This is a genomic window from Streptomyces sp. NPDC087859, from assembly GCF_044742595.1.
In the GTDB taxonomy this organism is placed as follows: Bacteria; Actinomycetota; Actinomycetes; order Streptomycetales; family Streptomycetaceae; genus Streptomyces; species Streptomyces canus_F.
Map to the genome: position 1 here is coordinate 134,471 of NZ_JBIUUU010000016.1, position 23,866 is coordinate 158,336.

Sequence of the window (23,866 nt, forward strand, 5' to 3'; positions counted from 1 at the left end):
CCGGCACACCTTGTTCATAGGTACGAACCTTTGACGCGACGGGTTCTCATTGTGTCGTGGCTCTGATAGTAAACCTTCCTATCAGTTCACGTACGGCCAACTCCCCACCCCCCACCTCCTTTTGGAGCCGCCGTGAAACACATGTCCCGCCGCGCCCTTCTCGGCCTGCTCGGCGCGTCCGCCGTCACCGTCCCCCTGTTCACCTCCGAGGCCGCCGCGGTCCGCGCCACAGCGACCGGACTCGACGACCCGGCGAAGAAGGAGATCGCCATGCAGCTGGTGTCGAGCGCGGAGAACTCCTCGCTCGACTGGAAAGCGCAGTACAAGTACATCGAGGACATCGGCGACGGCCGCGGCTACACCGCCGGCATCATCGGCTTCTGCTCCGGCACCGGCGACATGCTCGACCTCGTCGAGCTGTACGCCGACCGCCGCCCCGGCAATGTCCTCGCCCCCTACCTGCCGGCGCTCCGCCGGGTCGACGGCACCGACTCGCACGCCGGACTCGACCCGAACTTCCCCCGGGACTGGCGCCGGGCCGCCCAGGACCAGGCGTTCCGGCAGGCACAGAACGACGAGCGCGACCGCGTGTACTTCGACCCCGCCGTGCGCCAGGGCAAGGCCGACGGGCTGCGTGTGCTGGGCCAGTTCGCCTACTACGACGCCATCGTCATGCACGGCGACGGCACCGACCCGACCAGCTTCCGCAACATCCGAAAGCGCGCCCTGAACCGGGCCCGGCCCCCGGCCCAGGGCGGCGACGAGGTCACCTACCTGCACGCCTTCCTGGACGCGCGGGTGTGGGCCATGAAGCAGGAGGAGGCCCACAGCGACACCAGCCGCGTCGACACCGCCCAGCGGGTCTTCCTGCGCGCGGGCAACCTGGACCTGAACCCGCCGCTGGACTGGAAGGTGTACGGGGACAGTTACCACATCGGCTGACCGTCCCGGGGCACCGCGGTCCCGGCTACGGGCGCTGACCGATACGGTCCACGACGCCCAACTCCTCCCGGGCACGCATCTCGTGGTACCAGTCGCGATGCTTGAACTTCCCGTCGACGACGTCCGCGGTGCTCCCCTTCAGACGCAGCCCCAGGTACCTGTAGTCCTTCGCGTCGAAGATGAACGCGGAGTCGAACTTCGGATAGGAGACGGCTACTCCCTTGCGGCCGAGGCCGTCCACCGCCTCGCGATCGATCCGGATGCCGGGGATCCTGGCGACCGCCTCGAACGTGGCCGCCTCCAGCCCGGGCGGCATGATCCGCGGGACCACGAAGAACTGGACGGCGTTGACGAACGCCACCCTGTCGACGTCTTCCTGGCTCATCGGCGTCTCGTGGACCTTGTCCGATCCCACCGTCGCCTTCGCCGACCGGTCGCCGGCGCCCAAGCCCATCCGCAGCGTGTCCAGCAGTTCGTCCGGGTCCGTCGGCCACTCCGCCAGCTTGGAGTAGGCGGTCGGCGGCCACCTCACCTCATGCTTGCCGAGCGGCGGATCGCGGTGGATCTTGCCGTACTCCTGGCGCCTGGAGGGCTTGGAGCCGTCCACGGACATCCAGCTCTCGTCCGTCCAGGTCCTGCGCTTCCCGCCCTTCACATAGGTCCGGGTGATGAACATCTTGGTGTACACGTACTGGTCGTCGCGCGGAACCGGCGCCCCGGCGCTGTCGGCACGGGATCGCGCCGCGGCCTTGTGCATCAGCTCGGCCGCGCTCATCGTCGCCATCCGCGAGGTATCCGCGCCACCGTCTCCGTCGTGCCGGGCGGCCACGACCACGCCACCGGCGACCGCCGCCGTGGCGGTCCCCACCACCGCGACCCTGAGCATCAGCCGCCGGGACAGCGCGCCCGGGCGGCCGTCCCGGACGATTTCGCGCCGCAGCCGGGCGCGGGCGGCAAAACGGGCGTCGTCGGTGAGCGGGGCCACGTCGGCCTCGAACTCGCGCACCACAGTGAGGTCATCCACGGTCGGTCTCCTCGTTCTCCTCGTGAAGGGCTGTGGGGTCCGCCCCGCCCAGTGCGGCGCGCAGCCTGGTCCGCGCCCGGTTGAGCCGTGAGCGCACCGTGCCCACGGGGATGCCGAGGGCCTCCGCGGCCTCGGCGTAGTCGAGATCGCCCCAGGCGATCACCAGCAGCACGTCCCGGTACCGTGCGGGCAACTTGGCGAGCGCACCCGCCAGTTGGGCGCGGGAGTGCTCGGCGCCGACCTTCGCCACGACCCGGTCGGCCAGCGCCTCGCCGCCCTCACCGGCCCCTGTCGAAGCGACGCGCGAGAACGCCCTCAACCGCCTCGCCTCGGCGCGCCGGTGCTGGCCGACGAGGTTGGTGACGATCCCGTAGAGCCACGGGCGGGCCTGCGGCCGCGACAGGTCGTAGCGGTGGCGCTGCTGGAACGCGATGACGAAGGTCTCGGCCATCAGGTCGTCGGCCGCCTCGGCGCCGAGGCGTCGGGCCGCGTAGCGGTGGATGTCGTCGGCGTATCGGTGGAAGAGGATCTCGAAGGCATCGGGCTCCTCCCGCGAACGCTCGACGACCGAGGCGTCGGACTCGACGCCGTCGCGGGGGACGACGTCGGGAAGGTCTTCGACGCTTGGATCGCCTGTCGATTGCATGCGGTTCCCTCGAAGTCATGGGCATGGTCGACTGCTGTTGGCCGATGCCCGCGATCGGGTTCCCGTCCGGCATGGGAGGGTGCTCGCACAGCCCGTCGAGGTCATAAAGTAGCCTTATGAGCTCATAGACCGGACCCGCGTACCAGCTTAGGCTTGCCTTAGTTTAGGCTTCCCGACGAGATCGCTTTGTCGCCACTCGAAGGGAACCTGATCATGCCCCGCCCCCTGCGGGTAGCCATCGTCGGCGCCGGCCCGGCCGGCATCTACGCCGCCGACGCTCTGCTCAAGTCCGACGTGGCCACCGAGCCCGGTGTGTCCATCGACATCTTCGAGCGGATGCCCGCCCCGTTCGGGCTGATCCGGTACGGCGTCGCTCCCGACCACCCCCGCATCAAGGGCATCATCAAGGCCCTGCACCAGGTCCTCGACAAGCCGCAGGTCCGCCTCTTCGGCAACGTGGACTACGGCACCGACATCAACCTGGACGACCTGCGCGCGTTCTACGACGGCGTGATCTTCTCGACCGGCGCCATGGCGGACCGCGAGCTGAAGATCCCCGGCGTCGAGCTCGACGGCTCCTACGGCGCCGCCGACTTCGCCTCCTGGTACGACGGCCACCCCGACGTGCCGCGCACCTGGCCCCTGGAGGCCGAGAAGGTCGCCGTCCTCGGCGTGGGCAACGTGGCGCTCGACATCTCCCGCATCCTCGCGAAGACGGCCGACGAGCTGCTGCCGACCGAGATCCCGCCGAACGTCTACGAGGGCCTCAAGGCGAACAAGGCCGTCGAGATCCACGTCTTCGGCCGCCGTGGCCCGGCGCAGGCGAAGTTCAGCCCGATGGAGCTGCGCGAGCTGGACCACTCCCCCAACATCGAGGTCATCGTCAACCCCGAGGACATCGACTACGACGAGGGCTCGATCGCCGAGCGGCGGGGCAACAAGCAGGTCGACATGGTCGCCAAGACCCTGGAGAACTGGGCCATCCGCGACATCGGCGACCGCCCGCACAAGCTCTTCCTGCACTTCTTCGAGTCTCCGACGGAGATACTCGGCGAGGACGGCAAGGTCGTCGGTCTGCGCACCGAGCGCACCGAGCTGGACGGCACCGGCAACGTCAAGGGCACCGGACAGTTCACCGACTGGGACGTCAACGCGGTCTACCGCGCGGTCGGTTACCTCTCCGACAAGCTCCCCAAGCTGCCCTGGGACATCGGCTCGGGCACCGTCCCCGACGAGGGCGGCCGCGTCATCCAGGAGAGCGGCGCGCACCTTCAGTCCGTGTACGTCACCGGCTGGATCCGGCGCGGTCCGGTGGGCCTCATCGGCCACACCAAGGGCGACGCCAACGAGACCGTGGCGAACCTGCTGGACGACTTCGCCAACAGCCGTCTGCAGACGCCGGCCTCCCCCGAGCCGGAGGCCGTGGAGGCGTTCCTCGCCGAGCGCGAGCTCCGCGTCACCACCTGGGAGGGCTGGTACAGGCTGGACGCCGCCGAGAAGGCGCTGGGCGAGCCGCAGGGCCGCGAGCGCGTGAAGCTCGTCGAGCGTGAGGACATGCTCAAGGCGAGCGGCGCGTAAGCAAGTTGTTCCGTACGACGTGACGGGGCCAGGGCATGTCCCCGGCCCCGTCACGCGTTTCACTGCCCGACGGTGACGACGATCTTCCCGACCTGCGAGCCCGCCTCCATGTACCGGTGCGCCTCGGCGATCTCCTCCAGGGCGAAGAGGCGGTCCACGACGGGAGCGAAGACACCTGTCCTCAGACCGGCGGTGACGAACGCCTCGGCGCGGCGCAGCCGTTCGGGGTCCCTCGTCGTCTCGGGGAGGGTGTAGGTGCGCATGTTCAGCGCGGGCATGCCGAGGTCGAACCCGGGGTACGGGGTGGGCCGGCCGCTCAATGCGCCGTACAGGAACAGCGTGCCGCCGGGGGCGACCACCCGGGCCAGGTCCACCACGCCCGGACCGGCGACGGCGTCGAAGACGAACTCGGCGCCGCGCCCCGCCGTCAGCTCCAGCACCCGGCCGACGACGTCGTCCTCCGCGGTCACGATCACCTCGGCCGCGCCCGCCTTCAGCAGCGCCTCCCTCTTGGCCCGGGTGCGGGTGGTGGCGACGGGGACCGCGCCGACGCTGCGGGCGACCTGGATGGCGGCCAGGCCCACGCTGCTCGACGCGGCCGTCAGGACGACGGTGTCCCCGGCCCGCATCCCGCCGACCTCGACCAGCGCGCCGTAGGCCGTCAGATACGGCATCCACACCGCGGCCCCGGCGATGGCGTCGAGCCCGTCGGGGCGGCGCAGTACCGCCCTGGCGGGGACGACGGCGCGCTCGGCGTAGACCCCGTAGTCGTTCATGGAGAACGCCGGCACCACGCTGACGGGTTGGCCGATCGCGAACCCCGTCACGTCCGCGCCGACCGCCTCGACGATGCCCGAGGCTTCGATCCCGAGGCGGGCGGGGAGCCGGGCGGGTTCGATGTACTGGCCGCTGCGGAACAGCACTTCGGCCCGGTTGAGACCGATGGCGTCCACGCGGATCAGCAGCTCACCGGCGCCGGGTTCGCCGACCGGCACATCCTCCAGCCGCAGCACCTCGGGCCCGCCGAGCTCATGGAACCGCACGGTCCTGGTCATGACGCATCCCCCTGAAGCCTGAAGTTCGACGATTACCGTAGTTCGATAGTCACCGTACTTCAACGACCCCTAGAGACGGTCGAGTTCTCCCGTCGTACGTCCCAGGCAGGCGACCGGGCCGCCCAGGTCCGGGACGTCGATCTCATGGAAGCCGAGGCGGTCGTAGAAGGCGCGGGCCGGGACGTTGGCCGTCGCCATCACCAGATGCACGGCCGGCACCCCGCGGCCCCGCAGGGCCCGCAGGAAGGTCCGCATCAGCTCTCGGCCGTGACCGCGGCCCTGCCACTCGGGGAGCAGGTCGATGTGCAAGTGGGCGGGGTACGCGGCCAGTTCGGGGACGACCATGCGCTCGGGGTGGTGCAGCAGCGGGATCATCGCCTCGTCGGGGGTGGCGGGCGGGCCGCTGGGTTCCGGGTAGCGGTCGGCGACGAGAGGAAGCCACTTCTCGCGGAAGTCGTCGGCGAAGCGGGGCGTGTCGTCGGTGCCGAGGATGTAGCCGACCGCCTGCCCGTGCCCGTCGTCCAGCACGAACACAAGGTCCGGTTCCAGTTCGGCGTAGGGAGTCGCGAAGATCACCGGAAGGATTCCGGGGTCCGCGTAGACGGGGCGGCTGTCCAGGCCGTTGTGGGCGGTGCGGATGCAGATGTCCTCGAGGGCGGCTCGGTCCTCGGGACGGTACGAACGGATCACGGCTGGCGAAGTCATCGCAGCATCCTGCACAGTTGGGAGCGCTCCCACAACCCCGTGGACGGAAGATCACCTGTTAGCGTCCTGCGGTGTTCTCCCTCCATGAGCCTGCCCTCTTCACCCGTCTTCGTGCCGCGCGACGGATACTCGTCGCCGGTGCGGGCGGCGGTTTCGACATCTATGCCGGTCTTCCGCTGGCCCTCGCGCTGAGGTCGGCCGGAAAGGAAGTACATCTGGCCAACCTGTCCTTCGCGGATCTGTACGGCCTCGACACGGACGTGTGGCTGGACGTGGACGTCGCGGCCGTACGCCCCGACACCGCCGCCCGCGGCGACTACTTCCCCGAGCGCTCCCTCGCCCAGTGGCTGGACCGCCAGGGTCTGCCCGCGACGGTGTACGCCTTCCCCCGCACCGGCGTACAGCCGCTGCGGGCCGCCTATCGCACGCTCCTCGACCACCTCGGCCCGGTGGACGCGATCGTGCTGGTGGACGGCGGGACCGACATCCTGCTGCGGGGCGACGAGCACGGGCTCGGCACCCCGGAGGAGGACATGGCGAGCCTGGCCGCGGTGGCGGGACTGGAGGACATACCCGAACGGCTCGTGGCGTGCCTCGGGTTCGGGGTGGACTCCTACCACGGCGTCAACCACTCCCTGGTCCTGGAGAACCTGGCCGCACTGGACCGCGAGGGCGGCTATCTGGGCGCGTTCTCGCTGCCGCGCGAAAGCCGCGAAGGCGCCCTGTACCTCGACGCGGTGGCCCATGCCCAGGAGCTCACCCCGGAGCATCCGAGCATCGTCAACGGCTCGGTCGCCGCGGCCGTGCGCGGGGATTTCGGAGACGTCCGCTTCACCGAACGGACCCGCGACAGCGAGCTGTTCATCAATCCCCTGATGGCCCTGTACTTCTGCGTGGATGCCCCGGCCCTCGCCCGCCGCAACCTCTACCTGGACCGGCTCGAGGACACCGCGCTGATGCGCCAGATCAGTTCCGTCATCGCGGAGTTCCGTGACGAACTGCCACGGCAGCGGCCGCCGCGCGCGTACCCGCACTGAAGGTCACGTTTCGGGGAATCAACCGTGATCGCCCGGCAAGGCTGTATACGCTCCAGGTTCTTCTTCACTGAACCTTCACAAGGGGGGCCTTGTCATGCGTATACGCCTTGCCGCCACGACCGCCGCCGCCGCGGGCACACTGATCGCGCTCACGGCCGTACCGGCCCAGGCCGCCGAGTACACGTCCGCGCTGAAGCTCCGCGGCGTCCAGTACGACGCGCCCGGCAGCGACTCCAACAACTGCTCCACGGGGAACACCAAGGACGAGTATCTGACCGTCAAGAACTACTCGTCGACCAAGACCGTGAACCTGAAGGGCTACCTCGTCGAGGACGCGGTGGGCAACTACTTCGAGTTCACCGCGAACCACTACCTCCAGCCCGGTGACTACGTGAAGCTCCGCGGCGGCAACGGCTCCGACTCCGACGCAAAGAACGTCGTCTACCGCGACAACTGCAACTTCATCTGGAACAACGACAAGGACACGATCTACCTCTACAAGCCGTCCGGCAGCCGGGCCGACGTGCACTCCTACACCAAGAGCGGCTCCGACCCGGACCGGAACGGTTACATCAAGTTCCACAGCTGAGGTCGCGCCTGGCCAGCACCCCCAGCACCACGACCAGCAGCGCGAGGGCGGCCGCCTGGGCGACCGCGCCGACGAGGAACACGGCGGGCAGGGGGAAGCCGAGCCACGGGAACAGTGCCGCCACCCGCACCCCGAGGATCAGCAGGCCCAGTACGGCCAGGGCCAGGGCACTGCTCCCGGCGCCCGGTTCCGCGCGGCGGGCGCCCAGCAGCAGCCAGCCCAGGACGGCGAGCACGAAGCAGGTCGCGGGCGCCCAGGCGATGTCGGCCATGGCGGGCAGGACGGCGACGGAGGCGCCCGTGACGACGCAGCAGGCCAGGAAGACGAGGCCGGGCGCATCGCCGGGCAGCGTGGCCTGCGGGGCGTCGCGGTGGTACGCGGCGCACACGGCGAGGGCCGGCAGCCAGGCGAACAGCGCGTTGGCGGTGGCGAACCACGGGTCGGACGCCGACCAGTCGCTCACCAGCGGCGCGATCAGCGGCCACAGCGAGGGCAGCGCGGCCAGCAGAACGGCGGCCCGGGCGAGGCGCCGGTGGTCGTGGAAGAGGGCGAAGAACCCGACCGTCCACAGCAACGGCAGCACCCAGCCGGCGACGGTGACCACGGTCTCCGTCGGGCCGCCACCGGCGAAGCCCGTCAGGAACATGTCCCATTCACGCGCACCCCGGGAAGCCGACCAGGTCACCCGCAGGATCTCGTCGGAGACGACGGCGGCCGCCTGGAGCAGTACGGCGTACAGCGCGAAACGCCGGACGGCGGCGCCGAGCAGGGCGTAGCGGCGGGGCGCGCCGACGGTGGCCAGCCTGCTGCGGACGGCGAGGGCGGCGATGCTGGCCACTTCCCCGAGCGTGGGCCTGCTCTGGTCCTGGGTGTCGCGGTCGACGTCCCACAGGTAGACCTCGACCATCTCCTCCTCCCGGTCCCTGCGGTAGTAGGCGGGGAGCAGGCGCAGCACGGTGCGGTAGCGCGCTTCGAGCAGGGTCGTCATGCGAGTCCTCCCGCGAGTCCCGGGCCGGTGACGGGTGGGGTGCCGGTGGCCCTGCGGCCGTCGGCGATCCGCTGCTTGGCGGCGCTGGCGCCCGCGGCCATCCGCTCCGCCTCGGCGTCGAGGGCCCGCATGCCCTCGTCGGTGAGGCGGTAGTAGCGCCGGAGCCGGCCGTCGTGGACCTCCTCGCGGTCCAGCACGATCAGGGCGTCCGCGGTGAGCCGGTCCAGCACGCCGTACAGCGTGCCGACCCTCATCTGCACCGCTCCGGCGGAGAGTTCCTCGACCTCGCGCAGGATGCCGTAACCGTGCCGCGGTTCATCCGCCAGGGCGGTGAGGACGAAGAACGCCGCCTGTGTCATGTTCCTCGATGCCATGGAACTGAATATATCGGCTCCCGATATATTCTGCGAGCGCGACACACCTTGTCGGTTGCTGTCCGGGTCAGAGCGTGCGCCCCAGGAGCTCCAGCAGTGCCACCCAATGGCGGTCCGTCGCCTCGGCGCCGTACATCGCCGTGTCGGCCTGGGTGAAGCCGTGGTGGGCGCCGGGGTAGACCTCGGCGCGGTGGCGGACGCCCGCCGCGGTGAGGGCCTTGCCGAGGCGGGCTATCTGGTCGGCCGGGTTGGTGGAGTCCTGGTCGGCGTGGCCGAAGTAGAGCTCGGCGGTGATGCGGTCGGCGAGGAGGTGAGGGCTGTCCGGGGCGTCGGTGGCGAGGAACGCGCCATGGAAGCCGGCCGCCGCGGCGACGCGGTCGGGGTGGGTGCCGGCGGTGCGCAGGGCGAGCCCCGCGCCCATGCAGTAGCCGGCGACGCCCACCTTGCCGTCGGTGGCCAGCGGGGACCGGGCGAGCCAGTCGAGATAGACGGCCGCGTCGCGCATGGCCGCCTCCGGGGTGAGGCTCAGGGCGGCCGGACGGAGGCTCGCGATGATCTCCGGTCGTTCCGCCGGATCGATGAAGTCGGGCAAGTCCACGAGGGGCGCCCGGCCGGAGCGGTAGAAGACGTTGGGGACGAGGACGGTGTAGCCCGCCGAGGCGAGCCGGTCCGCCATGCCCTTGAGGTGCGGGCGCAGTCCGAAGGCGTCCATGTACAGCAGGACGGCGGGGTGCGGGGCGCCGTCGTCCGGGTGGGCGAGAAAGGCGTCGGCGGTGCCGTCCTGGGTGGGAATGTCGATCATCGTGTTCATGCGGCGGCACTCCCGGACTCGATTCTTGATACCCAAACTGACACCGAGTGTCACGCTAGCCACCAAGCTTCTCTCTTGCAAGTGAGCGTCGGAATGGCGGTACGATCACCGGGTGACCGGAGCAGCGCGCACGAACACCAGAGACATCGCCCGGGCCGCCGTACGGGCCGAACTGGCGCAGGTGGCCTTCGAGTTGTTCCGTCGTGAGGGGTTCGACAAGGTCACTCTCGACGACCTGGCGGCGGCCGCCGGAGTGTCGCGCAGCACCTTCCTGCGCTACTTCGGCACCAAGGAGGACGCCGTCCTGGGCGCCTTCGAGGGCCACGACCGGCGAGTGGCCGACGCACTGCGCGCCCGGCCCGCGGACGAGGACGAGTGGACGGCGCTGCGGGGTGCGATGGACACCGTCATCGAGCGGTATCGCGAGGACCCGGAGGGCTCGCTGGCGACGACACAGCTGGTCCGGGAGACCCCGGCCCTGTGCGCCCGGCATCTGGAGAAGCAGCACAGCTGGCGACCCGCGCTGGTCGAGGCGCTGGCCGAGCGGTCCGGCAGCGAGGGGCACCCGGCACTGGGCCAGACGGTGCGGGCCGCCGCCGCGATCGACTGTCTCCAGGTCGCCATCGACCACTGGACGGCCTCCGACGGCCGGCTCGACCTGGTCACCCTGCTCGACGAGGCCTTCGCCGCACTCGCACCACGCTGAACCGCGGGCCCGCAGCGGAGTCGATAGCCGGGCACCGGACGGACGCCACCACCGGCCGACACCACCCCGGCCGACACCCACCCGCCCTCGGCACCAGCCCGGCCTCACCGACCCCCGGCACGGCCCAGCACCACCACCGGCCGCCACCCGACCAGCGCCACCCACCCCCGGCACCGCCCCGACCACCCGCCATGACCGCCAGTCGTCACCCGACCGCCGTCACCACGTCACCCGACCGGCGTCATCCACCCGCAGTCACCCACACGTCGTCACCACAAGGTCCTCTCCACCAGCCGGCCGCCACCCGACCAGCGCCACCACCGGCCGCCACCCGACCGCCGTCACCACCAGCCGCCACCCGACCGCCGTCACCGACCCCCGGCACCGCCCGGCGTCACCAACCACCGCCGCCCGCCCGACCGTTCACTCACCCACCGTGCCAGTGATACCGGCGTTCGGGACGCCCCGCGTGGCCGTAGCGCAGGGACACCACCGCCCGGCCCGTGACGGCGAGGTGTTCGAGGTAGCGGCGTGCGCTGACCCGGGAGATGCCGACCCGTTCCGCGCACTCCGCGGCGGACAGGGTCCCGTCGACCGCGCGCAGCGCCCGCTCGACCAGCTCCGAGGTCTCCACGCTCATGCCCTTCGGCAGCGTGGGCGCCACCGTCGGCGTGGCGACCCGGCCCAGTGCCCGGTCCACGTCGGCCTGTCCGCTCACCGTTCCGGCGCACAGGTCGCCGCGCCGGGCGCTGTAGCGTTCCAGCCGGTCCTTGAGCTCCTCGGCGTCGAACGGTTTCAGCAGATAGTCCACGACACCCTGGCGTACGGCACGGCGCACCGCCTCCGCCTCGCGGGCGGCACTGATCACCATCACGTCGCAGTCGTGACCGGCGGTCCGCAGCCGGGGGACGACGTCCAGGCCGAACATGTCGGGCAGATAGAGGTCGAGCAGGACAAGGTCGGGCTCCAGCTCGGCGACGGCGGTGAGGGCCTGTTCCCCGCAGTTCGCCGTGCCGACCACGCGGAAGCCCTCGACGCTGTCGACGAATCCACGGTGGATGCGCGCCACCATGAAGTCGTCCTCGACCACGAGTACGTCGATCACCGGACCTCCTCCGTCTCCCGCTCGGCCGGCCGGCCCACGGACATCCGAGCCGTGAACACCGCGCCCGTCTCCGTGTTGGTCACCGACACCTCGCCGCCCCTGCGCGTACAGACCAGCCGGGTGAGGGCCAGGCCGATCCCCCGGACACCGCCCTGCGCGGCCTTCGTGGTGAAGCCGTGGGAGAAGACCTCCTGGGCGAGCTCGGGAGCCACACCCGGGCCCGAGTCGCGGACCACGATCTCCACGCAGGAGGCGTCCTGGCTCAGCTCGACCTCCACCCAGGCGCCGTCGGCACGTTCCGAGGCCGCCGCCGCGTCGAGAGCGTTGTCGACGAGATTGCCCAGCACGGTGGCCACGTCCGCGGAGTCCATCGGCTCCAGCCGGTCCAGGGCCGTGCGTTCGGAGATCCGCAGCTGTACCCGGCGCTCCGCCGCCAGCGCGGACTTGGCCATCAGCAGCGCGGCGACGGCCCGGTCCCGGACCCGGCTGGTGAGGGTCAGATCGAGCGACTCGCGGTGCTTGCGCAGGGCGCGGACATACCGTACGACCTCGTCGTGCTCGCCGATCTGGATCAGCCCGGAGATGGTGTGCAGCTGGTTGGAGAACTCGTGCGCCTGGGCGCGCAACAGCTCGGTACTACTGCGGAAGGACCCCAACTCCCGCTCCATCCGGGCCAGTTCGGTGCGGTCGCGCAGTGTCGTCACCGAGCCGAGGCGTCGGCCGTCCTTGGTGACCTCCATACGGTTCATCACCAGTACCCGGCCCCGGCGCACGACCACCTCGTCGCGCTGCCCGGCGCCGCGGTCACCGCCGGTCCCCGCGAGGACGTCGTACAGCCTGCCCTCGATCCCCAGATCGGCCAGGCTCATCCCGACGCAGCTCTCGGGCAGGTCCAGCAGGGCGCGGCCGACCTCGTTGACCAGCGTGAGCCGCAGCCGCGGGTCGAGGGCGACCACTCCTTCGGCGAGCCCGAACAGCATGGCCTCGCGATGCTCGGCGAGACCGGCGATCTCGCGGGGTTCGAGGCCGAGGGTCTGCCGTTTGATGCGGCGGGCCAGCAGCCAGGACCCGGCCACGCCGAGCACGCTCGCGGTGCCGAGGTAGGCGAGCAGATAGGAGGAGGCCCCGCTCAGGCGCTGCCAGACCGACGGTGAGGCCCGTCCGATCATGACCGTGCCGATGTGCTCGCCGACATGGGCGTCGTGTTCGGCGAGCACCGGCGCCTGGGCGACCAGTTCCCGGACTCCGGCCACCGCGAGCTCTCCCGACCAGCCGCGGGCCCGCGCGACGTTCGCCCCTACGACCGGGAGCCGGGTCCCGACCAGGGTGGGGTTGGTGGCGGCCACGATCTCGCCGTCCGCGTCGGCGACGGTGACCGAGGTGACGTTCGACCGGGTCCGTGTGGTCTGCAGCAGCGGTGCCAGCACTTCACCGGGCGCGGGCAGCACGAGCTGGGTGCGCAGCAGGGGGTTGCCGGCCATCTCCTCGGCGAGGGCGGTCACCCGGCGGCCCTCGACCCGGTCGAACGTCGCCTCGGACTGCGCCAGCGAGACGGCGGCCACCGCGACCAGCACAACCACCACGATGGCGAGCTGAAGCACCAGCAGCTCACCGGCGAGCGTGGGGCGGCGCGATCTCACGACCACTATGAACTCAACCTTCAATGGTCACACAAGGCAGACGGGCTGTTCGAGAATCCGCACAATCATGGCGCCGGACCAGCCCGAGCGAAAGAGATGAGCCATGAGAACTCGCAGAGCCGCACTTCTCGGCGCTCTTGCCACCCTGTCGATGATCGCCGTGAGCGCCTGCGGTGCCACCGCGGAGAAGGAGGACTCGGGAAGCGGAGGGTCCAAGACGGCCACCGGTCTGCGCCTGATGGTGCCCAACACCCCGGGCAGCGGGTACGACGTGACCGCCCGGACCGTCGCCCAGGTGATGCAGGACTCCGAGGTGGCGTCCGGGGTCCAGGTGTACAACCTGCCCGGCGCGGGCGGCACCGTGGGGCTCCAGCGCCTGGTCAACGAGAAGGGCAACGGCAAGCTGGCCATGCAGATGGGCCTGGGTGTCGTGGGTGCCGCGTACACCTCGAAGTCGAAGGCGACGCTCACCGACACGACACCGCTCGCCAAGCTGATCGAGGAGGCCGGCGCGATCGTCGTGTCGAAGGACTCCCCGTACAAGACGATCGACGACCTCGTGACGGCCTGGAAGAAGAACCCCAAGAAGGTTGCCGTGGGCGGCGGTTCGTCACCGGGCGGTCCTGACCATCTGCTGCCGATGCAGCTGGCGAAGGCGGTCGGCATCGAGCCGAAGGACGTCAACTACGTCTCCTACGACGGCGGCGGTGAGCTCCTGCCCGCGATCCTCGGCAACAAGATCGCCTTCGGTGCCAGCGGGTTCGGCGAGTTCCTCGACCAGATCGAGGCCGGGCAGGTGCGGGTCCTGGCGGTCACCAGCGAGGAGCCGATCGCGGCGGTCAAGGACGCGCCCACCCTCAAGGGCTCCGGCATCGACCTGGTCTTCACCAACTGGCGCGGCTTCGTGGCCCCTCCGGGGATCACCGACGCGCAGAAGGCGTCCTGGATCGACGCGCTGACCACGATGCACGAGTCGAAGGAGTGGAAGGCCGAGCTGACCAAGCGCGGCTGGACCGACGCCTTCGTCACCGGTGACGAGTTCGGCACCTATCTGAAGGACCAGGACAAGTCCGTCGCCGGTCTGCTGGCAGAGCTCGGGCTGGCATGAGCTCCCAGGTGACGGACGAACACACCGTGGCGGACGCCCGTCCGCCCCGGGACGGGGACCGCGCCCAGTACGGAGTGTGCGCGTTCCTCGTCCTGCTGGGCATCGCGGTGATCGTGGACGGACTGGGGATCCCGCACATCACCAGCGGCACCGACCCGGTCGGGCCGCGCGCGGTGCCGGTGATCCTGGGCGTGCTGCTCCTGGTGGCCGCGGCGGTGTACGCGGTCGACGTGGCCCGCGGCGGCCGAGGTGAGCCGGAGGCCGGGGAGGACGTCGACCTGTCCCGGGGCGGCGACTGGCGCACGGTTCTGCTGCTGATCGCCGCGTTCGTGGTGAACGCGGTGCTGATCGAGCGGCTCGGCTGGGTGATCAGCGGCGCGCTGCTGTTCTGGGGGACGGCCTTCGCCCTCGGCAACCGGCACTACGTACGCAATCTGCTGATCGCGGTGACGCTGTCCCTCACCACGTTCTACGCCTTCGCGATCGGGCTCGGTGTGAACCTCCCGGCCGGTGTGCTGCAAGGGATCCTGTAGATGGACAACCTCGACAACCTCATGCAGGGCTTCGCGGACGTCGTCGCCCCGATGAACCTGCTGCTGGCGCTTATAGGTGTCGTCATCGGCACCGCGGTGGGCGTGCTGCCGGGGATCGGCCCGGCGATGACGGTGGCCCTGCTGCTGCCGGTCACCTACGGCATGGAGCCGGTACAGGCGTTCATCATGTTCGCCGGCATCTTCTACGGCGGGATGTACGGCGGGTCGACCACCTCGATCCTGCTCAACACCCCCGGCGAGTCGTCCTCGGTGGTGACGGCCATCGAGGGCAACAGGATGGCCAAGACGGGGCGGGCCGCCCAGGCGCTCGCGACCGCCGCGATCGGTTCCTTCGTGGCGGGCACCATCGGCACCCTGCTGCTGGTTCTGGTCACCCCGTTCGTGGTCGACTTCGCGGTCGGTCTGGGCGCGCCGGACTACTTCGCCCTGATGCTGCTGTCGTTCATCGCGGTCACCTCCGTGCTGGGCGCCTCCCGGATCCGGGGACTGATCTCGCTGCTGCTGGGGCTGACGATCGGCCTGGTCGGCATCGACGCGGTCTCCGGACAGCAGCGGCTCACCCTGGGCATCCCCCAGCTCGCGGACGGCATCGACGTGGTCGTCGTCGCGGTCGGCATCTTCGCCGTCGGCGAGGCGATGTGGGTGGCCGCGCATCTGCGGCGCAAGCCCGCCGAGATCATCCCGGTCGGCACACCGTGGATGGGGAAGCAGGACTTCAAGCGGTCCTGGAAGCCCTGGCTGCGAGGCACGGCGCTCGGTTTCCCGTTCGGCGCGCTGCCGGCCGGCGGCGCGGAGATCCCGACCTTCCTGTCGTACGCGACGGAGAAGCGGCTGACCAAGCACCCCGAGGAGTTCGGCAAGGGTGCCATCGAGGGGGTGGCCGGTCCGGAGGCCGCGAACAACGCCTCCGCCGCCGGCACCCTGGTCCCGATGCTGGCCATCGGCCTGCCGACGAACGCCACCGCCGCCGTCATGCTGGCCGCCTTCCAGTCGTACGGCATCCAGCCCGGCCCCCTCCTCTTCGAGCGTGAGGCGAGCCTGGTGTGGGTGCTGATCGCCAGCCTGTTCGTCGGCAATCTGCTGCTGCTCCTGCTCAACCTGCCGCTGGCGCCCGCCTGGGCGAAGCTGCTGCAGATACCGCGCCCCTATCTGTACGCCGGGATCCTGTTCTTCGCGTCGATGGGCGCCTACGCCGTCAACGCCCAGCCCCTGGACCTGTTCCTGCTGCTGCTCCTCGGACTCCTCGGCTTCGGGATGCGGCGGTTCGGACTGCCGGTGCTGCCCCTCATCGTCGGCGTCATCCTCGGACCGCGGGCCGAACTGCAGGGGCGGCGCTCCCTGCAGCTGTCCGGCGGCGAACTGTCGGGACTGGTGGGCGGGCCGGTCTCGTACGCCGTGTACACGACGATCGTCCTGGTGCTCGCCTGGCCGCTGGTCCGGCGGCTCGTCGTGCGTCCCCTGCGTGAGCGAAGTGCCTGAGAGGAAGAGCAGACATGACCGTACTGGTCGGATACGTACCCTCACCCGAGGGTGAGGCCGCGCTACGGGCAGGGATCGACGAGGCCCGGCTGCGCGGCGAGAAGCTGATGGTGGTGAACACCTCGCGCGGGGACGCCTATGTGGACCCGCGGTTCGCGCAGGAGCCGGATCTGGCCCATGTCCGGGAGGATCTCGCCGCGCTCGGCGTCGAGTTCGACATCCGTCAGGTGCTCGGCGGGAGCGACGCCGCCGAGGAGATCATCGAGCTGGCGGAGCAGGCGGACGTGTCCCTGGTGGTGATCGGGCTGCGGCGGCGCAGCGCGGTCGGCAAGCTGATCACGGGCTCGGCCGCACAGCAGATCCTGCTCGGAACCGGCTGCCCGGTCCTCGCCGTGAAGGCCGCGGTGTAGCCGTCGCGCACGTCGGTGCGAACAGGGCCCGCCCCAATGCGGATGGTGGGCGGACCCTGTTCGTCCCGGACATTGTGGTGCGCGGATCGCACCGCGGACATGGGTGAACCGTGGGCACGCGAAGTGGATCGCGCACACCCCGGGTGCGCGGTTCGCACCGGGGCGGTGGCGGGATACCGACCCCGCCCGACCGGCGCGGTCCGGCGGTGACGATACTGGGAGCCGCACGGAACCCCGCCCCACAGATGGACTCATGCAGACCTCCCCCGCAGCCCTTCCCCCCACCGTGTGGCCGGCCCGCGGCCGCCACGTCGGATCCGCCGCCGCGGACGTGCTCCGCGTGAACCTCCGCCAGCTCAAGGACGGCGCTGTCGTCGACGACTTCCTGGAGCTCAAGGAGGAACAGGTCTTCGAGGCCCGCTGGCGGGTCGACGGCGAGGTGACCGTACGGGCCCGGCTGACGCTCGGGTCCGGCGAGGAGTGGGTCCTGGTCGCGGAGGCGGAACAGCCGTGGAAGGCGACGTGGGCCTCTCCGGTCGGCATGTTCTGGCCGCTGGACCCGGACGCGGGCTGGGACCACGACACCGTCGCCGGACTGCGCTTCCGTGACGTCAACCGGCTGCCCGAGGACGACAAGGAGCTGCGGCGACTGCTGCGGGACTGCGTGCGCGACTCCTGGGCGCTGCACATCGTCGTCCACGAGGCCATGACCCCCGACGAGCGTGGCCGCCGGCCGCTGACCGGGCATCTGCCGGCGAGCCTGCGTCATCGCGTGGTGGAGCACCGGGCCGCGCCGCATCAGCTGCGGGCCGTCAACTGGGCACTGAAGGAGTTCGACGTCCAGGTCCCGCGCGGCGGAGCCGTCGTACTGTCCCCGCTGCCGCTCGACCGCGACACCGACGCCGACGCCTTCTCCGTACGCAGTGTCTTCCTGGACGGCACCCCGCCCACGGAACTCATCGACGCCGTGACCCGCTTCGCCGGGCTGCCGAGGCCGCTGCCGGAGGGCGCCGAGGAGGCACTGACCGCGCTGCGCGAGCAGTGGCGGCTGACGACCGCCGAGGAGGAGCTGGTCCGCCAGCGCGAGCTCGTCGCCATGTACGCCGAGGCGCTCGAGGCGATGACGAACTCCCGCGACCTGTACCGGGAGGCCGCCGAGCGCGCCAACGAGGCGCTGGCCGCCTACCGTGAGGCGGGCGCCGAGGCGCCGAGACCGCCCGCCGAACAGCCTGGCTCGCCGCTGCAGCAGCTGACCCGGACCCTGGAGCGCTTCAAGCCTCGCCGGCCCCCGCGGGACGAGAACGGCGCCGGATAGCTGCCGCGGGCGCTGCGGTCACGACGGCGTCCTGGTCGCCGTCGGCCGCGGCGCCCGCCGCGCGATCACTCCGCCAGCAGGCGGTCCGCCGCGCTCCGCCCCGGTGTGTGCGAGGCCAGCCGGACGACCAGGGCGGCCAGTGCCGCGAGTGCCGCGCAGACCGCGGCGAGGCCGGCGACCCAGGCCGGCGCGAGCGTGAGATCGAGGGCCGCCGACAGCCGGCCCGAGTCGAAGCGGCTCGCGTACAGCTGGGCCGCCGCCAGGGCCGCCGGCACCAGGACCGCCGCGGCCAGCACCGGCACCGCCGGACGCACGGCCACCAGCAGACCGAGCAGCAGGCACAGCCCGGCCAGGCCGAGGACGAGGCCGTAGCGGCGCAGGGACACCCCGTCCTGGTGCAGCGGGAAATGGGCGACGGCGCAGAGGAAAAGGGCCACCGCGGTGAGGCCGGCGGGCCAGACAGGAGGCCGGGCGGGACGGCGGCGCACGAGGCCGGGGCCGGCCGCCGGGTCCCGGTGCCGGCCGGCGTCGTCCACTTCGTCCACGTGGTCCGCCGACGCTTCCGTGGTCTTCGGCGGAGGGGCTCCCTTGCGCTCCTCGGCCAGCCGGCCGATCAGCTCCACGAGTTCCTCGACGGACCGGCCGGTAGCGGCCGCCCTGACCGCCTCCTGCCCGCAGTGCGGCTCGAGCGGTGCCTGTTGCAGCAGGGCCATCAGCCGGGTCACGTCCTCGACCGGGCGGGTCTCGGCCGCGGCGCGGATCGCCTCGTCCGCGCTCGCCACGTCCCGCGGCGGCCGGGTGAGCAGGACGACCAGCCGGGTGACGTCGTCCACGGACCGGGTGACACCGACCGCTCGGAGCGCGTCGACCGTGGCCCGTGCGTACAGGGGAGACTGTTCGAGCAGCGTGATGAGCTGCGCCACTTCTTCCAGCGGCCGGTCGGCCACGGCGGCACGCACCAGGCCGTCCACCGGATCGCCGTAGGTCGAACCACGCCCCCCGACGGCAACGGGCGCAGGGCTCAGGGAGCCGGTGATCTCCGTCGCGGGTATGGCGGGATCGTTCGACTGCGGGATTGACGAGGGACTGGTCATGCGCGTTTCTCCAAGCGAGGGGATACGGCCGCTGTTGCGTCCCCGACACGCGACACGCGACCTTACGGTGACCATTACCGGGCGTCCGCGCCCGGGGCGCCACTCGGGTGCGCCACAGGTATGACTCCCGCTTCGGCGCCCCCACCCCGCCACCCCCACTGGTGTTCGGGTGCACCGGTTTGGCCCTGGCAGGCAATACCGGCGCCCCGAGCGGGAATCCGATAATTCGCGCGCGCTTCACGGGGCGCCCCGGAACGAGGAGGGCCCGTTGGACATCACCACCCGATGGATCGCTGTCGCCGTACTCCTCGCGGCGGCCGTCCTCGCCATTGCCGTCGCGGTGTTCGTACGACTGGTCCGGGCCCGGCGGGGGCTGCGGCAGGCCGGACTCCCGACCGGCCCGCGCTGGGTCTTCTGGGGGGCTCTCGCGTACTTCTTCCTGCCGGCCGATCTGGTGCCCGACCCCGTGTACCTCGACGACATCGGCGTCCTGCTGCTCGCGTTGCGCACGATGCGCAGGCACTCGGGCAGTGAACCTGCCTGAGTTCACCCACGTCTCCCCCAATGTCCGGAGCAGAAACCGCCAACAACTACGCAGCGTAAGGAAACCAATCACCCGTTCGATTCGTATAAGTCTCAGGAAGCCGACGGGAGTCGGCGGCCCGAGCGACGGCGCAAGGTGACCATCGCTGGATCGGCGCAGGACCCACGAGGGAGAGACGATGCAACCGTTCGCGCTCAACTACGCACGTCCGGCAGCGGAGTCGGAGGTCACCGCTCCGTACGCCTACGACACCGGACTGCAGTTGAACGTGCTCTCGGACGGGCGGATCGCCGCCCACGACCACGCGCTGCTGAGAGAGTTCGGGACCACGACCTCAACGGCGGGGTCGAAGACGCACTTCGACGACTGAACACGGGCAGACACTGATGACCGTGTTGATCCTGACCTGTGAAGCGGACGTCACCGCCGACATGGTGGTCGTCCACCTCCATACGACAGGCGTTCCGGTGGTCCGCCTCGACCCCGCCGACCTCACCGAGGGGGTGTCGCTGTCGGGCGAGTACGTGCACGGCGCCTTCCGGGGCCATCTGTCGTCGGGGGGCCGGCTGGTGAGCATCAACGGGCTGCGGTCCGTCTGGGTGCGCCGGCCGGGCACCGCGGCCGCCCGGGCGGCCGAGCCGTCAGGGTGGCTGACCGAGGAGTCGTCGCAGGCGCTGTACGGGATGCTCCGCAGTTCGGACGCGCGCTGGATGAACCACCCCGACGCCTCCCGCCGGGCCCGGCACAAGCCCTGGCAGCTGCGGCACGCCCAGCGCTGCGGGCTGCCCGTGCCGGCCACGCTGATCACGACCTTTCCGCAGGCCGCCCGCGAGTTCTCCGCGCGCTATCCGGACCTGGTGGTCAAACCGGTCTCCGGGGCGCATCCGCAGGACCCGCCGAGGGCGGTGCCGACCAGCCGGGTCACGCCCGACACGGACTTCGCCGCCGTCGCGTTCGGCCCCACGCTGCTGCAGCGGCGGGTCGCCAAACGGGCGGACATACGGCTCACGGTGGTGGGCGACCGGATGCTGGCCGCGCGCAAGACGACCGCGGAGGACGACGAGGTGGACGTCCGTTTCGCCTCCCCCGCCTCTCCGTGGCGCCCCACCGACGTGCCGCCGCGGGTCGCCGAAGCGGTGCGCGCGTACATGCGCGACGCCGAACTGGCTTACGGCGCCTTCGATTTCGCCGAGGACGCCGACGGGACGTGGTGGTTCCTGGAGTGCAATCAGTCGGGGCAGTTCGGCTTCGTCGAGGTGGAGACGGGTCAGCCGATCGCGCGCTCGATCGCCGAGTGGCTGGCCCGGCCCGTGCCGGACGGTGCGGGGCTCGTCAAGGGCAGGGACACCGTGGTCCCCTGAGCCTCACCTCTGCCCGGGTCCGGGCAGGGCCGCCCGCTGCCACTGCGGCGCGGGCGGCGCGGAGGGCAGTTCTCCGTAGTGGGAGCGGTCCATGGAGCGGAGGGGCTGCATGACGAACTCCAGTTCCCTGCTGACTCGCTCGGCCTCCCTGCGAACCTGAGTGGGAACGTCACCGCGCTCCGCGATGAGCCGGTCATAGATGGGGGAATCCTGGAACACCCGTCAACGTGCCTTTCGTGTCACGGCCCATAGGTATGGGCGCAGCTGCCGAGTCTAGGCGCCCTTGCACCCTGCGGGGTGAATTCCACCGTTCGACTTGACTCAGGCGCCCGTCGTGGAACCGGGGCGGACGATCATCAGAACGGTGACCGTGGCCCACAGCAGGTTGAAGATCCCGGTGAACATGGCGAGTTGGACGGTGTGGGCGCGCTCGACCGTCTGTCGGGCGCCCAGCTCTTCGAGAAGTTCCTCCTGACGGGGCAGCACGAAGGCGACCAGGACGCCGGCGGCCAGGGCGGTCAGGGTGATGGAGGTGATGAGCCAGGCATCACCCAGGACACCCATCGCGAGGGCGGTGGCGAGGCCGAACAGGGGCACGGCCACGCCGAAGCGGGCGTAGACCCGGCAGATGCGGTGCAGCAGGGCGACGGTGTCCACCGCTGTCCCGGAGGGGTCCGCGCGGCGCACGGCGGGAGGGAACATGCTGGCCGCGACGGTCACGGGGCCGATGGCGACGATGGCGGCCAGGACATGGAGGGACAGCAGGAACTTCGTCATGGGTGGCGTCCAGGGTGGTTCGGAGGTGTTCGGCCGCCCACGCTAGGGATCTCCGTGCCGGAGCGCCCAGAGGCTGAAACGACAGCTTGCAACGGATTCCCGCCAACCCCTGCTACCTGGTTGCTCTTGGCTTGACCCCGCATGATGGCGCTGGCGGGAATCCGCCTATCGTGTCGTTCATGCACACCGTGGCGATCCTGGCTCTCGACCAGGTGGTGCCGTTCGACATGGCGGCGCCCATGCAGGTCTTCGACTGGACGCGGCTGCCCGACGGCCGTTCTCCCTACCGGATCCGGCTGTGCGCCGCGTCGCCGGAGGTACGGGCCGACGGCGGCTTCTCGCTGCGCGTCGAGCGCGGGCTGGAGGCGCTGGCGGACGCGGACACCGTCGTCGTGCCGGGCTGCTCCCCGGCGGCCGGACCGACGCCCGCGCCCGTGCTGGAGGCGCTGCGCCAGGCGGCCGCGGCGGGCACCAGGATCGCCTCGGTGTGCGTGGGTGCCTTCGTGCTGGCCGAGGCCGGGCTGCTGGACGGGCTGCGCGCCACCACGCACTGGGTGGCCGCGCAGGAATTGGCGCGCCGCTTTCCGGACGTACGGGTGGAGCCGGACGTGCTCTATGTCGACAACGGACAGATCCTCACCTCGGCCGGTGCCGCCGCGGGCCTCGACATGTGTCTGCACATGATCCGCCGTGACTTCGGCTCGGCGGTCGCCGCGCACTCCGCCCGTATGTCCGTCATGCCTCTCGAGCGGGAAGGCGGACAGGCCCAGTTCATCGTCCATGACCATCCGCCGGTGCCGCGCGGCTCGACGCTCGAACCGGTCCTGGAGTGGATCGAGGACAATCTGGCCCGGGAGATCACGCTGGGCGCGCTGGCGTCCCGGTCGGGGATGAGCGAGCGGACCTTCAGCCGCCGGTTCCGCGAGCAGACGGGCACCACGCCGCTGCAGTGGCTGCTGCGGGCGCGGGTGCGGCGCGCCCAGTATCTGCTGGAGAACAGCGACCACACGATCGAACGGATCGCGCAGCAGGCGGGGTTCGGTTCACCGACCGCCTTCCGCGAGCGGTTCCGCCGGGTGGTCGGCACCAGTCCGCAGGGCTATCGCTCGGCTTTCCACGGGAGGCCGGGTTCCCCGGCAGCGCACGTCTGAGCCTGCGGACCTGGTGCCGACGAGGCCTTACACGGCCAACAGGCCGCCACGTCCTGCCGGTTCCTTCGCCGTGGACGCCGTCGGGCCCACGCCGAGGAGGAGAGCGTCCGCCTTCGCGACCGCGTCGCGGATGCCGGTGGTGCCCATCATGACGCAGAGTGTGTAGCTGACGTCCTCCAACTCCCTTGTCGTCGCGGGGTTGCCCCGCTCCGCGTCGGCGATCCGCAGCGATGCGTACCGCGTCAGCAGCTCTCTGACGACCTTCGGATCCGGAACGAGCACGGAGAGCCCCTTTCTCGATTTTCCGCTGCGTATGCCCGGGCAGGGGGAGGCCAATCACATCTCCCGCTCTCCGGCTCGCGATTGACGGGATCCTGTCGCCGAGCACCCGACTGACGCTCGAATCCCACCGGTGCGAAACCCACAGGAGTGACGTTTCGGCGGGTACGGCGCCGACCCGCTTCCCCCGGGGCCGCGGGCAGTTGAACAGGGGGCAGCCCCTCAGCACGGACGCACGAACGGTGACATCCATGAACTGCCCCCAGCGCCTGCTCTGCGCGCTCTACGTCAGCACGAGCTCCGGACTCGCCCTGACCACGGTCCACGAATTCCGACACGGCCCCTGGTGGGCCGCGGGTCTCTTCGCCGCCGCGAGCCTCGTCCCCCTGGTCGCCGTCGTCCGCGAGGCCGAGCCGCGTGGGCCGGCGACCGAACGGCGCCTGCGCAGCGTCGGCTCCGATGCCGACGAGGACATCGTGCGCATCGAGCTCGACGCCGCGTGCTGCGAACGCTGGTGGACGAGTTGCGGCACCGAACACGACGCGGCCTGCCCGCACCGCGTCCCGCGGAGCAGCGCCGCCTGACGGGTGCGGT

28 protein-coding genes are annotated in these 23,866 nt (G+C 70.9%); 15 read left to right on the plus strand and 13 right to left on the minus strand.

Features of this window, described 5'->3' with window-relative positions; translation table 11 throughout:
• Positions 1-141: 141 nt before the first annotated feature.
• Positions 142-942: a chitosanase gene (locus ACIOHP_RS35140; RefSeq protein ID WP_401893893.1), complete on the plus strand. Its 801-nt coding sequence runs from the start codon at positions 142-144 to the stop codon at positions 940-942.
• A 25-nt stretch (positions 943-967) separates the two neighbouring features.
• Here the strand turns inward: ACIOHP_RS35140 and ACIOHP_RS35145 are convergent, their stop codons facing one another.
• Positions 968-1,966: a CU044_5270 family protein gene (locus ACIOHP_RS35145; protein WP_401893751.1), complete on the minus strand. Its 999-nt coding sequence runs from the start codon at positions 1,964-1,966 to the stop codon at positions 968-970.
• A complete protein-coding gene (locus ACIOHP_RS35150; RefSeq protein ID WP_401893752.1) occupies positions 1,959-2,612 on the minus strand; it encodes an RNA polymerase sigma factor in 654 nt (217 codons plus the stop codon). The genes ACIOHP_RS35145 and ACIOHP_RS35150 overlap by 8 nt, the downstream gene beginning before the upstream one ends.
• 213 nt (positions 2,613-2,825) lie before the next feature.
• On the opposite strand from ACIOHP_RS35150, the gene ACIOHP_RS35155 reads away from it, so the two are divergent.
• Entirely contained in the window at positions 2,826-4,190 is a 1,365-nt protein-coding gene (locus tag ACIOHP_RS35155) for an FAD-dependent oxidoreductase (RefSeq protein WP_361551782.1), read from the plus strand.
• A 59-nt stretch (positions 4,191-4,249) separates the two neighbouring features.
• Here the strand turns inward: ACIOHP_RS35155 and ACIOHP_RS35160 are convergent, their stop codons facing one another.
• Entirely contained in the window at positions 4,250-5,245 is a 996-nt protein-coding gene (locus ACIOHP_RS35160) for a zinc-dependent alcohol dehydrogenase family protein (RefSeq protein ID WP_401893754.1), read from the minus strand.
• 69 nt (positions 5,246-5,314) lie between these two features.
• On the minus strand, positions 5,315-5,950 hold the full coding sequence (locus ACIOHP_RS35165; RefSeq protein ID WP_401893756.1) for a GNAT family N-acetyltransferase: 636 nt from the start codon (positions 5,948-5,950) through the stop codon (positions 5,315-5,317).
• Between the two features lie 71 nt (positions 5,951-6,021).
• Between ACIOHP_RS35165 and ACIOHP_RS35170 the strand changes: the two genes are divergently transcribed.
• On the plus strand, positions 6,022-6,987 hold the full coding sequence (locus ACIOHP_RS35170; protein WP_401893758.1) for a DUF1152 domain-containing protein: 966 nt from the start codon (positions 6,022-6,024) through the stop codon (positions 6,985-6,987).
• Between the two features lie 94 nt (positions 6,988-7,081).
• Positions 7,082-7,576, plus strand: a complete 495-nt coding sequence (locus ACIOHP_RS35175; protein ID WP_401893760.1) for a lamin tail domain-containing protein — start codon at positions 7,082-7,084, stop codon at positions 7,574-7,576.
• Here the strand turns inward: ACIOHP_RS35175 and ACIOHP_RS35180 are convergent.
• From ACIOHP_RS35180 to ACIOHP_RS35190, 3 genes are all read right to left on the minus strand, one after another.
• Positions 7,560-8,564: a hypothetical protein gene (locus tag ACIOHP_RS35180; protein WP_401893761.1), complete on the minus strand. Its 1,005-nt coding sequence runs from the start codon at positions 8,562-8,564 to the stop codon at positions 7,560-7,562. The genes ACIOHP_RS35175 and ACIOHP_RS35180 overlap by 17 nt on opposite strands.
• Positions 8,561-8,923, minus strand: coding sequence for a PadR family transcriptional regulator (locus ACIOHP_RS35185; protein WP_401893895.1), 363 nt, complete (start codon positions 8,921-8,923; stop codon positions 8,561-8,563). The genes ACIOHP_RS35180 and ACIOHP_RS35185 overlap by 4 nt, the downstream gene beginning before the upstream one ends.
• An 82-nt stretch (positions 8,924-9,005) precedes the next feature.
• Entirely contained in the window at positions 9,006-9,749 is a 744-nt protein-coding gene (locus ACIOHP_RS35190; protein ID WP_401893762.1) for a dienelactone hydrolase family protein, read from the minus strand.
• A gap of 112 nt (positions 9,750-9,861) precedes the next feature.
• On the opposite strand from ACIOHP_RS35190, the gene ACIOHP_RS35195 reads away from it, so the two are divergent.
• The gene (locus tag ACIOHP_RS35195) at positions 9,862-10,455 is read left to right on the plus strand and encodes a TetR family transcriptional regulator (RefSeq protein WP_401893763.1); all 594 of its coding nucleotides are present in this window, start codon (positions 9,862-9,864) and stop codon (positions 10,453-10,455) included.
• A gap of 427 nt (positions 10,456-10,882) precedes the next feature.
• Here the strand turns inward: ACIOHP_RS35195 and ACIOHP_RS35200 are convergent, their stop codons facing one another.
• Both ACIOHP_RS35200 and ACIOHP_RS35205 read right to left on the minus strand, forming a co-directional pair.
• Positions 10,883-11,560 (minus strand): response regulator, encoded by a 678-nt coding sequence (locus tag ACIOHP_RS35200; protein WP_361551758.1) that lies wholly within the window; start codon positions 11,558-11,560, stop codon positions 10,883-10,885.
• Entirely contained in the window at positions 11,557-13,206 is a 1,650-nt protein-coding gene (locus ACIOHP_RS35205) for an ATP-binding protein (protein ID WP_401893764.1), read from the minus strand. Before ACIOHP_RS35205 ends, ACIOHP_RS35200 begins: the two co-directional genes overlap by 4 nt.
• A gap of 97 nt (positions 13,207-13,303) precedes the next feature.
• Here ACIOHP_RS35205 and ACIOHP_RS35210 point away from each other — a divergent pair, with 97 nt between their 5' ends.
• From ACIOHP_RS35210 to ACIOHP_RS35230, 5 genes are all read left to right on the plus strand, one after another.
• The gene (locus tag ACIOHP_RS35210) at positions 13,304-14,308 is read left to right on the plus strand and encodes a Bug family tripartite tricarboxylate transporter substrate binding protein (RefSeq protein ID WP_401893765.1); all 1,005 of its coding nucleotides are present in this window, start codon (positions 13,304-13,306) and stop codon (positions 14,306-14,308) included.
• The gene (locus ACIOHP_RS35215) at positions 14,305-14,841 is read left to right on the plus strand and encodes a tripartite tricarboxylate transporter TctB family protein (RefSeq protein ID WP_401893766.1); all 537 of its coding nucleotides are present in this window, start codon (positions 14,305-14,307) and stop codon (positions 14,839-14,841) included. Before ACIOHP_RS35210 ends, ACIOHP_RS35215 begins: the two co-directional genes overlap by 4 nt.
• Positions 14,842-16,341 (plus strand): tripartite tricarboxylate transporter permease, encoded by a 1,500-nt coding sequence (locus ACIOHP_RS35220; RefSeq protein ID WP_401893768.1) that lies wholly within the window; start codon positions 14,842-14,844, stop codon positions 16,339-16,341.
• A gap of 14 nt (positions 16,342-16,355) precedes the next feature.
• Complete coding sequence (locus ACIOHP_RS35225) at positions 16,356-16,751, plus strand: universal stress protein (RefSeq protein WP_401893770.1); 396 nt, start codon at positions 16,356-16,358, stop codon at positions 16,749-16,751.
• A 253-nt stretch (positions 16,752-17,004) separates the two neighbouring features.
• The gene (locus tag ACIOHP_RS35230) at positions 17,005-18,066 is read left to right on the plus strand and encodes a hypothetical protein (protein WP_401893772.1); all 1,062 of its coding nucleotides are present in this window, start codon (positions 17,005-17,007) and stop codon (positions 18,064-18,066) included.
• A 65-nt stretch (positions 18,067-18,131) separates the two neighbouring features.
• Here the strand turns inward: ACIOHP_RS35230 and ACIOHP_RS35235 are convergent, their stop codons facing one another.
• Positions 18,132-19,160 carry a hypothetical protein gene (locus ACIOHP_RS35235; RefSeq protein WP_401893773.1) on the minus strand — a complete coding sequence of 343 codons (1,029 nt, stop codon included), beginning with the start codon at positions 19,158-19,160 and terminating at the stop codon, positions 18,132-18,134.
• Positions 19,161-19,428: 268 nt separating this feature from the next.
• Between ACIOHP_RS35235 and ACIOHP_RS35240 the strand changes: the two genes are divergently transcribed.
• The 3 genes from ACIOHP_RS35240 (at position 19,429) to tgmB (ending at position 21,065) form a co-directional block, all read left to right on the plus strand.
• Entirely contained in the window at positions 19,429-19,704 is a 276-nt protein-coding gene (locus tag ACIOHP_RS35240; RefSeq protein WP_361551734.1) for a YkvA family protein, read from the plus strand.
• 178 nt (positions 19,705-19,882) lie between these two features.
• Positions 19,883-20,074 (plus strand): putative ATP-grasp-modified RiPP, encoded by a 192-nt coding sequence (tgmA, locus tag ACIOHP_RS35245; RefSeq protein WP_046258248.1) that lies wholly within the window; start codon positions 19,883-19,885, stop codon positions 20,072-20,074.
• A gap of 16 nt (positions 20,075-20,090) precedes the next feature.
• Entirely contained in the window at positions 20,091-21,065 is a 975-nt protein-coding gene (gene tgmB, locus ACIOHP_RS35250) for an ATP-grasp ribosomal peptide maturase (RefSeq protein ID WP_361551731.1), read from the plus strand.
• Positions 21,066-21,068: 3 nt separating this feature from the next.
• Here the strand turns inward: tgmB and ACIOHP_RS35255 are convergent, their stop codons facing one another.
• On the minus strand, positions 21,069-21,284 hold the full coding sequence (locus ACIOHP_RS35255; RefSeq protein WP_046258246.1) for a hypothetical protein: 216 nt from the start codon (positions 21,282-21,284) through the stop codon (positions 21,069-21,071).
• A gap of 102 nt (positions 21,285-21,386) precedes the next feature.
• Entirely contained in the window at positions 21,387-21,842 is a 456-nt protein-coding gene (locus ACIOHP_RS35260; RefSeq protein WP_361551728.1) for a hypothetical protein, read from the minus strand.
• A 179-nt stretch (positions 21,843-22,021) separates the two neighbouring features.
• Between ACIOHP_RS35260 and ACIOHP_RS35265 the strand changes: the two genes are divergently transcribed.
• Positions 22,022-22,993: a GlxA family transcriptional regulator gene (locus tag ACIOHP_RS35265; RefSeq protein WP_401893776.1), complete on the plus strand. Its 972-nt coding sequence runs from the start codon at positions 22,022-22,024 to the stop codon at positions 22,991-22,993.
• A 27-nt stretch (positions 22,994-23,020) separates the two neighbouring features.
• On the opposite strand, the gene ACIOHP_RS35270 is transcribed toward ACIOHP_RS35265, so the two are convergent.
• Complete coding sequence (locus ACIOHP_RS35270) at positions 23,021-23,275, minus strand: DUF5133 domain-containing protein (protein ID WP_361551725.1); 255 nt, start codon at positions 23,273-23,275, stop codon at positions 23,021-23,023.
• Between the two features lie 248 nt (positions 23,276-23,523).
• On the opposite strand from ACIOHP_RS35270, the gene ACIOHP_RS35275 reads away from it, so the two are divergent.
• A complete protein-coding gene (locus ACIOHP_RS35275) occupies positions 23,524-23,856 on the plus strand; it encodes a hypothetical protein (RefSeq protein WP_361551722.1) in 333 nt (110 codons plus the stop codon).
• The last annotated feature ends 10 nt before the right edge of the window (positions 23,857-23,866 follow it).

What these genes read in the sequence shown, in the direction of transcription:
- ACIOHP_RS35175 (WP_401893760.1), top strand. Translation starts at nt 7,082, where the DNA reads ATGCGTATACGCCTTGCCGCCACGACCGCCGCCGCCGCGGGCACACTG.
- ACIOHP_RS35150 (WP_401893752.1), bottom strand. Translation starts at nt 2,612, where the DNA reads ATGCAATCGACAGGCGATCCAAGCGTCGAAGACCTTCCCGACGTCGTC.
- ACIOHP_RS35265 (WP_401893776.1), top strand. Translation starts at nt 22,022, where the DNA reads ATGCACACCGTGGCGATCCTGGCTCTCGACCAGGTGGTGCCGTTCGAC.
- ACIOHP_RS35155 (WP_361551782.1), top strand. Translation starts at nt 2,826, where the DNA reads ATGCCCCGCCCCCTGCGGGTAGCCATCGTCGGCGCCGGCCCGGCCGGC.
- ACIOHP_RS35235 (WP_401893773.1), bottom strand. Translation starts at nt 19,160, where the DNA reads ATGACCAGTCCCTCGTCAATCCCGCAGTCGAACGATCCCGCCATACCC.
- ACIOHP_RS35160 (WP_401893754.1), bottom strand. Translation starts at nt 5,245, where the DNA reads ATGACCAGGACCGTGCGGTTCCATGAGCTCGGCGGGCCCGAGGTGCTG.
- ACIOHP_RS35185 (WP_401893895.1), bottom strand. Translation starts at nt 8,923, where the DNA reads ATGACACAGGCGGCGTTCTTCGTCCTCACCGCCCTGGCGGATGAACCG.
- ACIOHP_RS35180 (WP_401893761.1), bottom strand. Translation starts at nt 8,564, where the DNA reads ATGACGACCCTGCTCGAAGCGCGCTACCGCACCGTGCTGCGCCTGCTC.
- ACIOHP_RS35215 (WP_401893766.1), top strand. Translation starts at nt 14,305, where the DNA reads ATGAGCTCCCAGGTGACGGACGAACACACCGTGGCGGACGCCCGTCCG.
- ACIOHP_RS35210 (WP_401893765.1), top strand. Translation starts at nt 13,304, where the DNA reads ATGAGAACTCGCAGAGCCGCACTTCTCGGCGCTCTTGCCACCCTGTCG.
- ACIOHP_RS35220 (WP_401893768.1), top strand. Translation starts at nt 14,842, where the DNA reads ATGGACAACCTCGACAACCTCATGCAGGGCTTCGCGGACGTCGTCGCC.
- tgmA (WP_046258248.1), top strand. Translation starts at nt 19,883, where the DNA reads ATGCAACCGTTCGCGCTCAACTACGCACGTCCGGCAGCGGAGTCGGAG.
- ACIOHP_RS35190 (WP_401893762.1), bottom strand. Translation starts at nt 9,749, where the DNA reads ATGAACACGATGATCGACATTCCCACCCAGGACGGCACCGCCGACGCC.
- ACIOHP_RS35260 (WP_361551728.1), bottom strand. Translation starts at nt 21,842, where the DNA reads ATGACGAAGTTCCTGCTGTCCCTCCATGTCCTGGCCGCCATCGTCGCC.
- ACIOHP_RS35140 (WP_401893893.1), top strand. Translation starts at nt 142, where the DNA reads ATGTCCCGCCGCGCCCTTCTCGGCCTGCTCGGCGCGTCCGCCGTCACC.
- ACIOHP_RS35225 (WP_401893770.1), top strand. Translation starts at nt 16,356, where the DNA reads ATGACCGTACTGGTCGGATACGTACCCTCACCCGAGGGTGAGGCCGCG.
- ACIOHP_RS35165 (WP_401893756.1), bottom strand. Translation starts at nt 5,950, where the DNA reads ATGACTTCGCCAGCCGTGATCCGTTCGTACCGTCCCGAGGACCGAGCC.
- ACIOHP_RS35230 (WP_401893772.1), top strand. Translation starts at nt 17,005, where the DNA reads ATGCAGACCTCCCCCGCAGCCCTTCCCCCCACCGTGTGGCCGGCCCGC.
- tgmB (WP_361551731.1), top strand. Translation starts at nt 20,091, where the DNA reads ATGACCGTGTTGATCCTGACCTGTGAAGCGGACGTCACCGCCGACATG.
- ACIOHP_RS35275 (WP_361551722.1), top strand. Translation starts at nt 23,524, where the DNA reads ATGAACTGCCCCCAGCGCCTGCTCTGCGCGCTCTACGTCAGCACGAGC.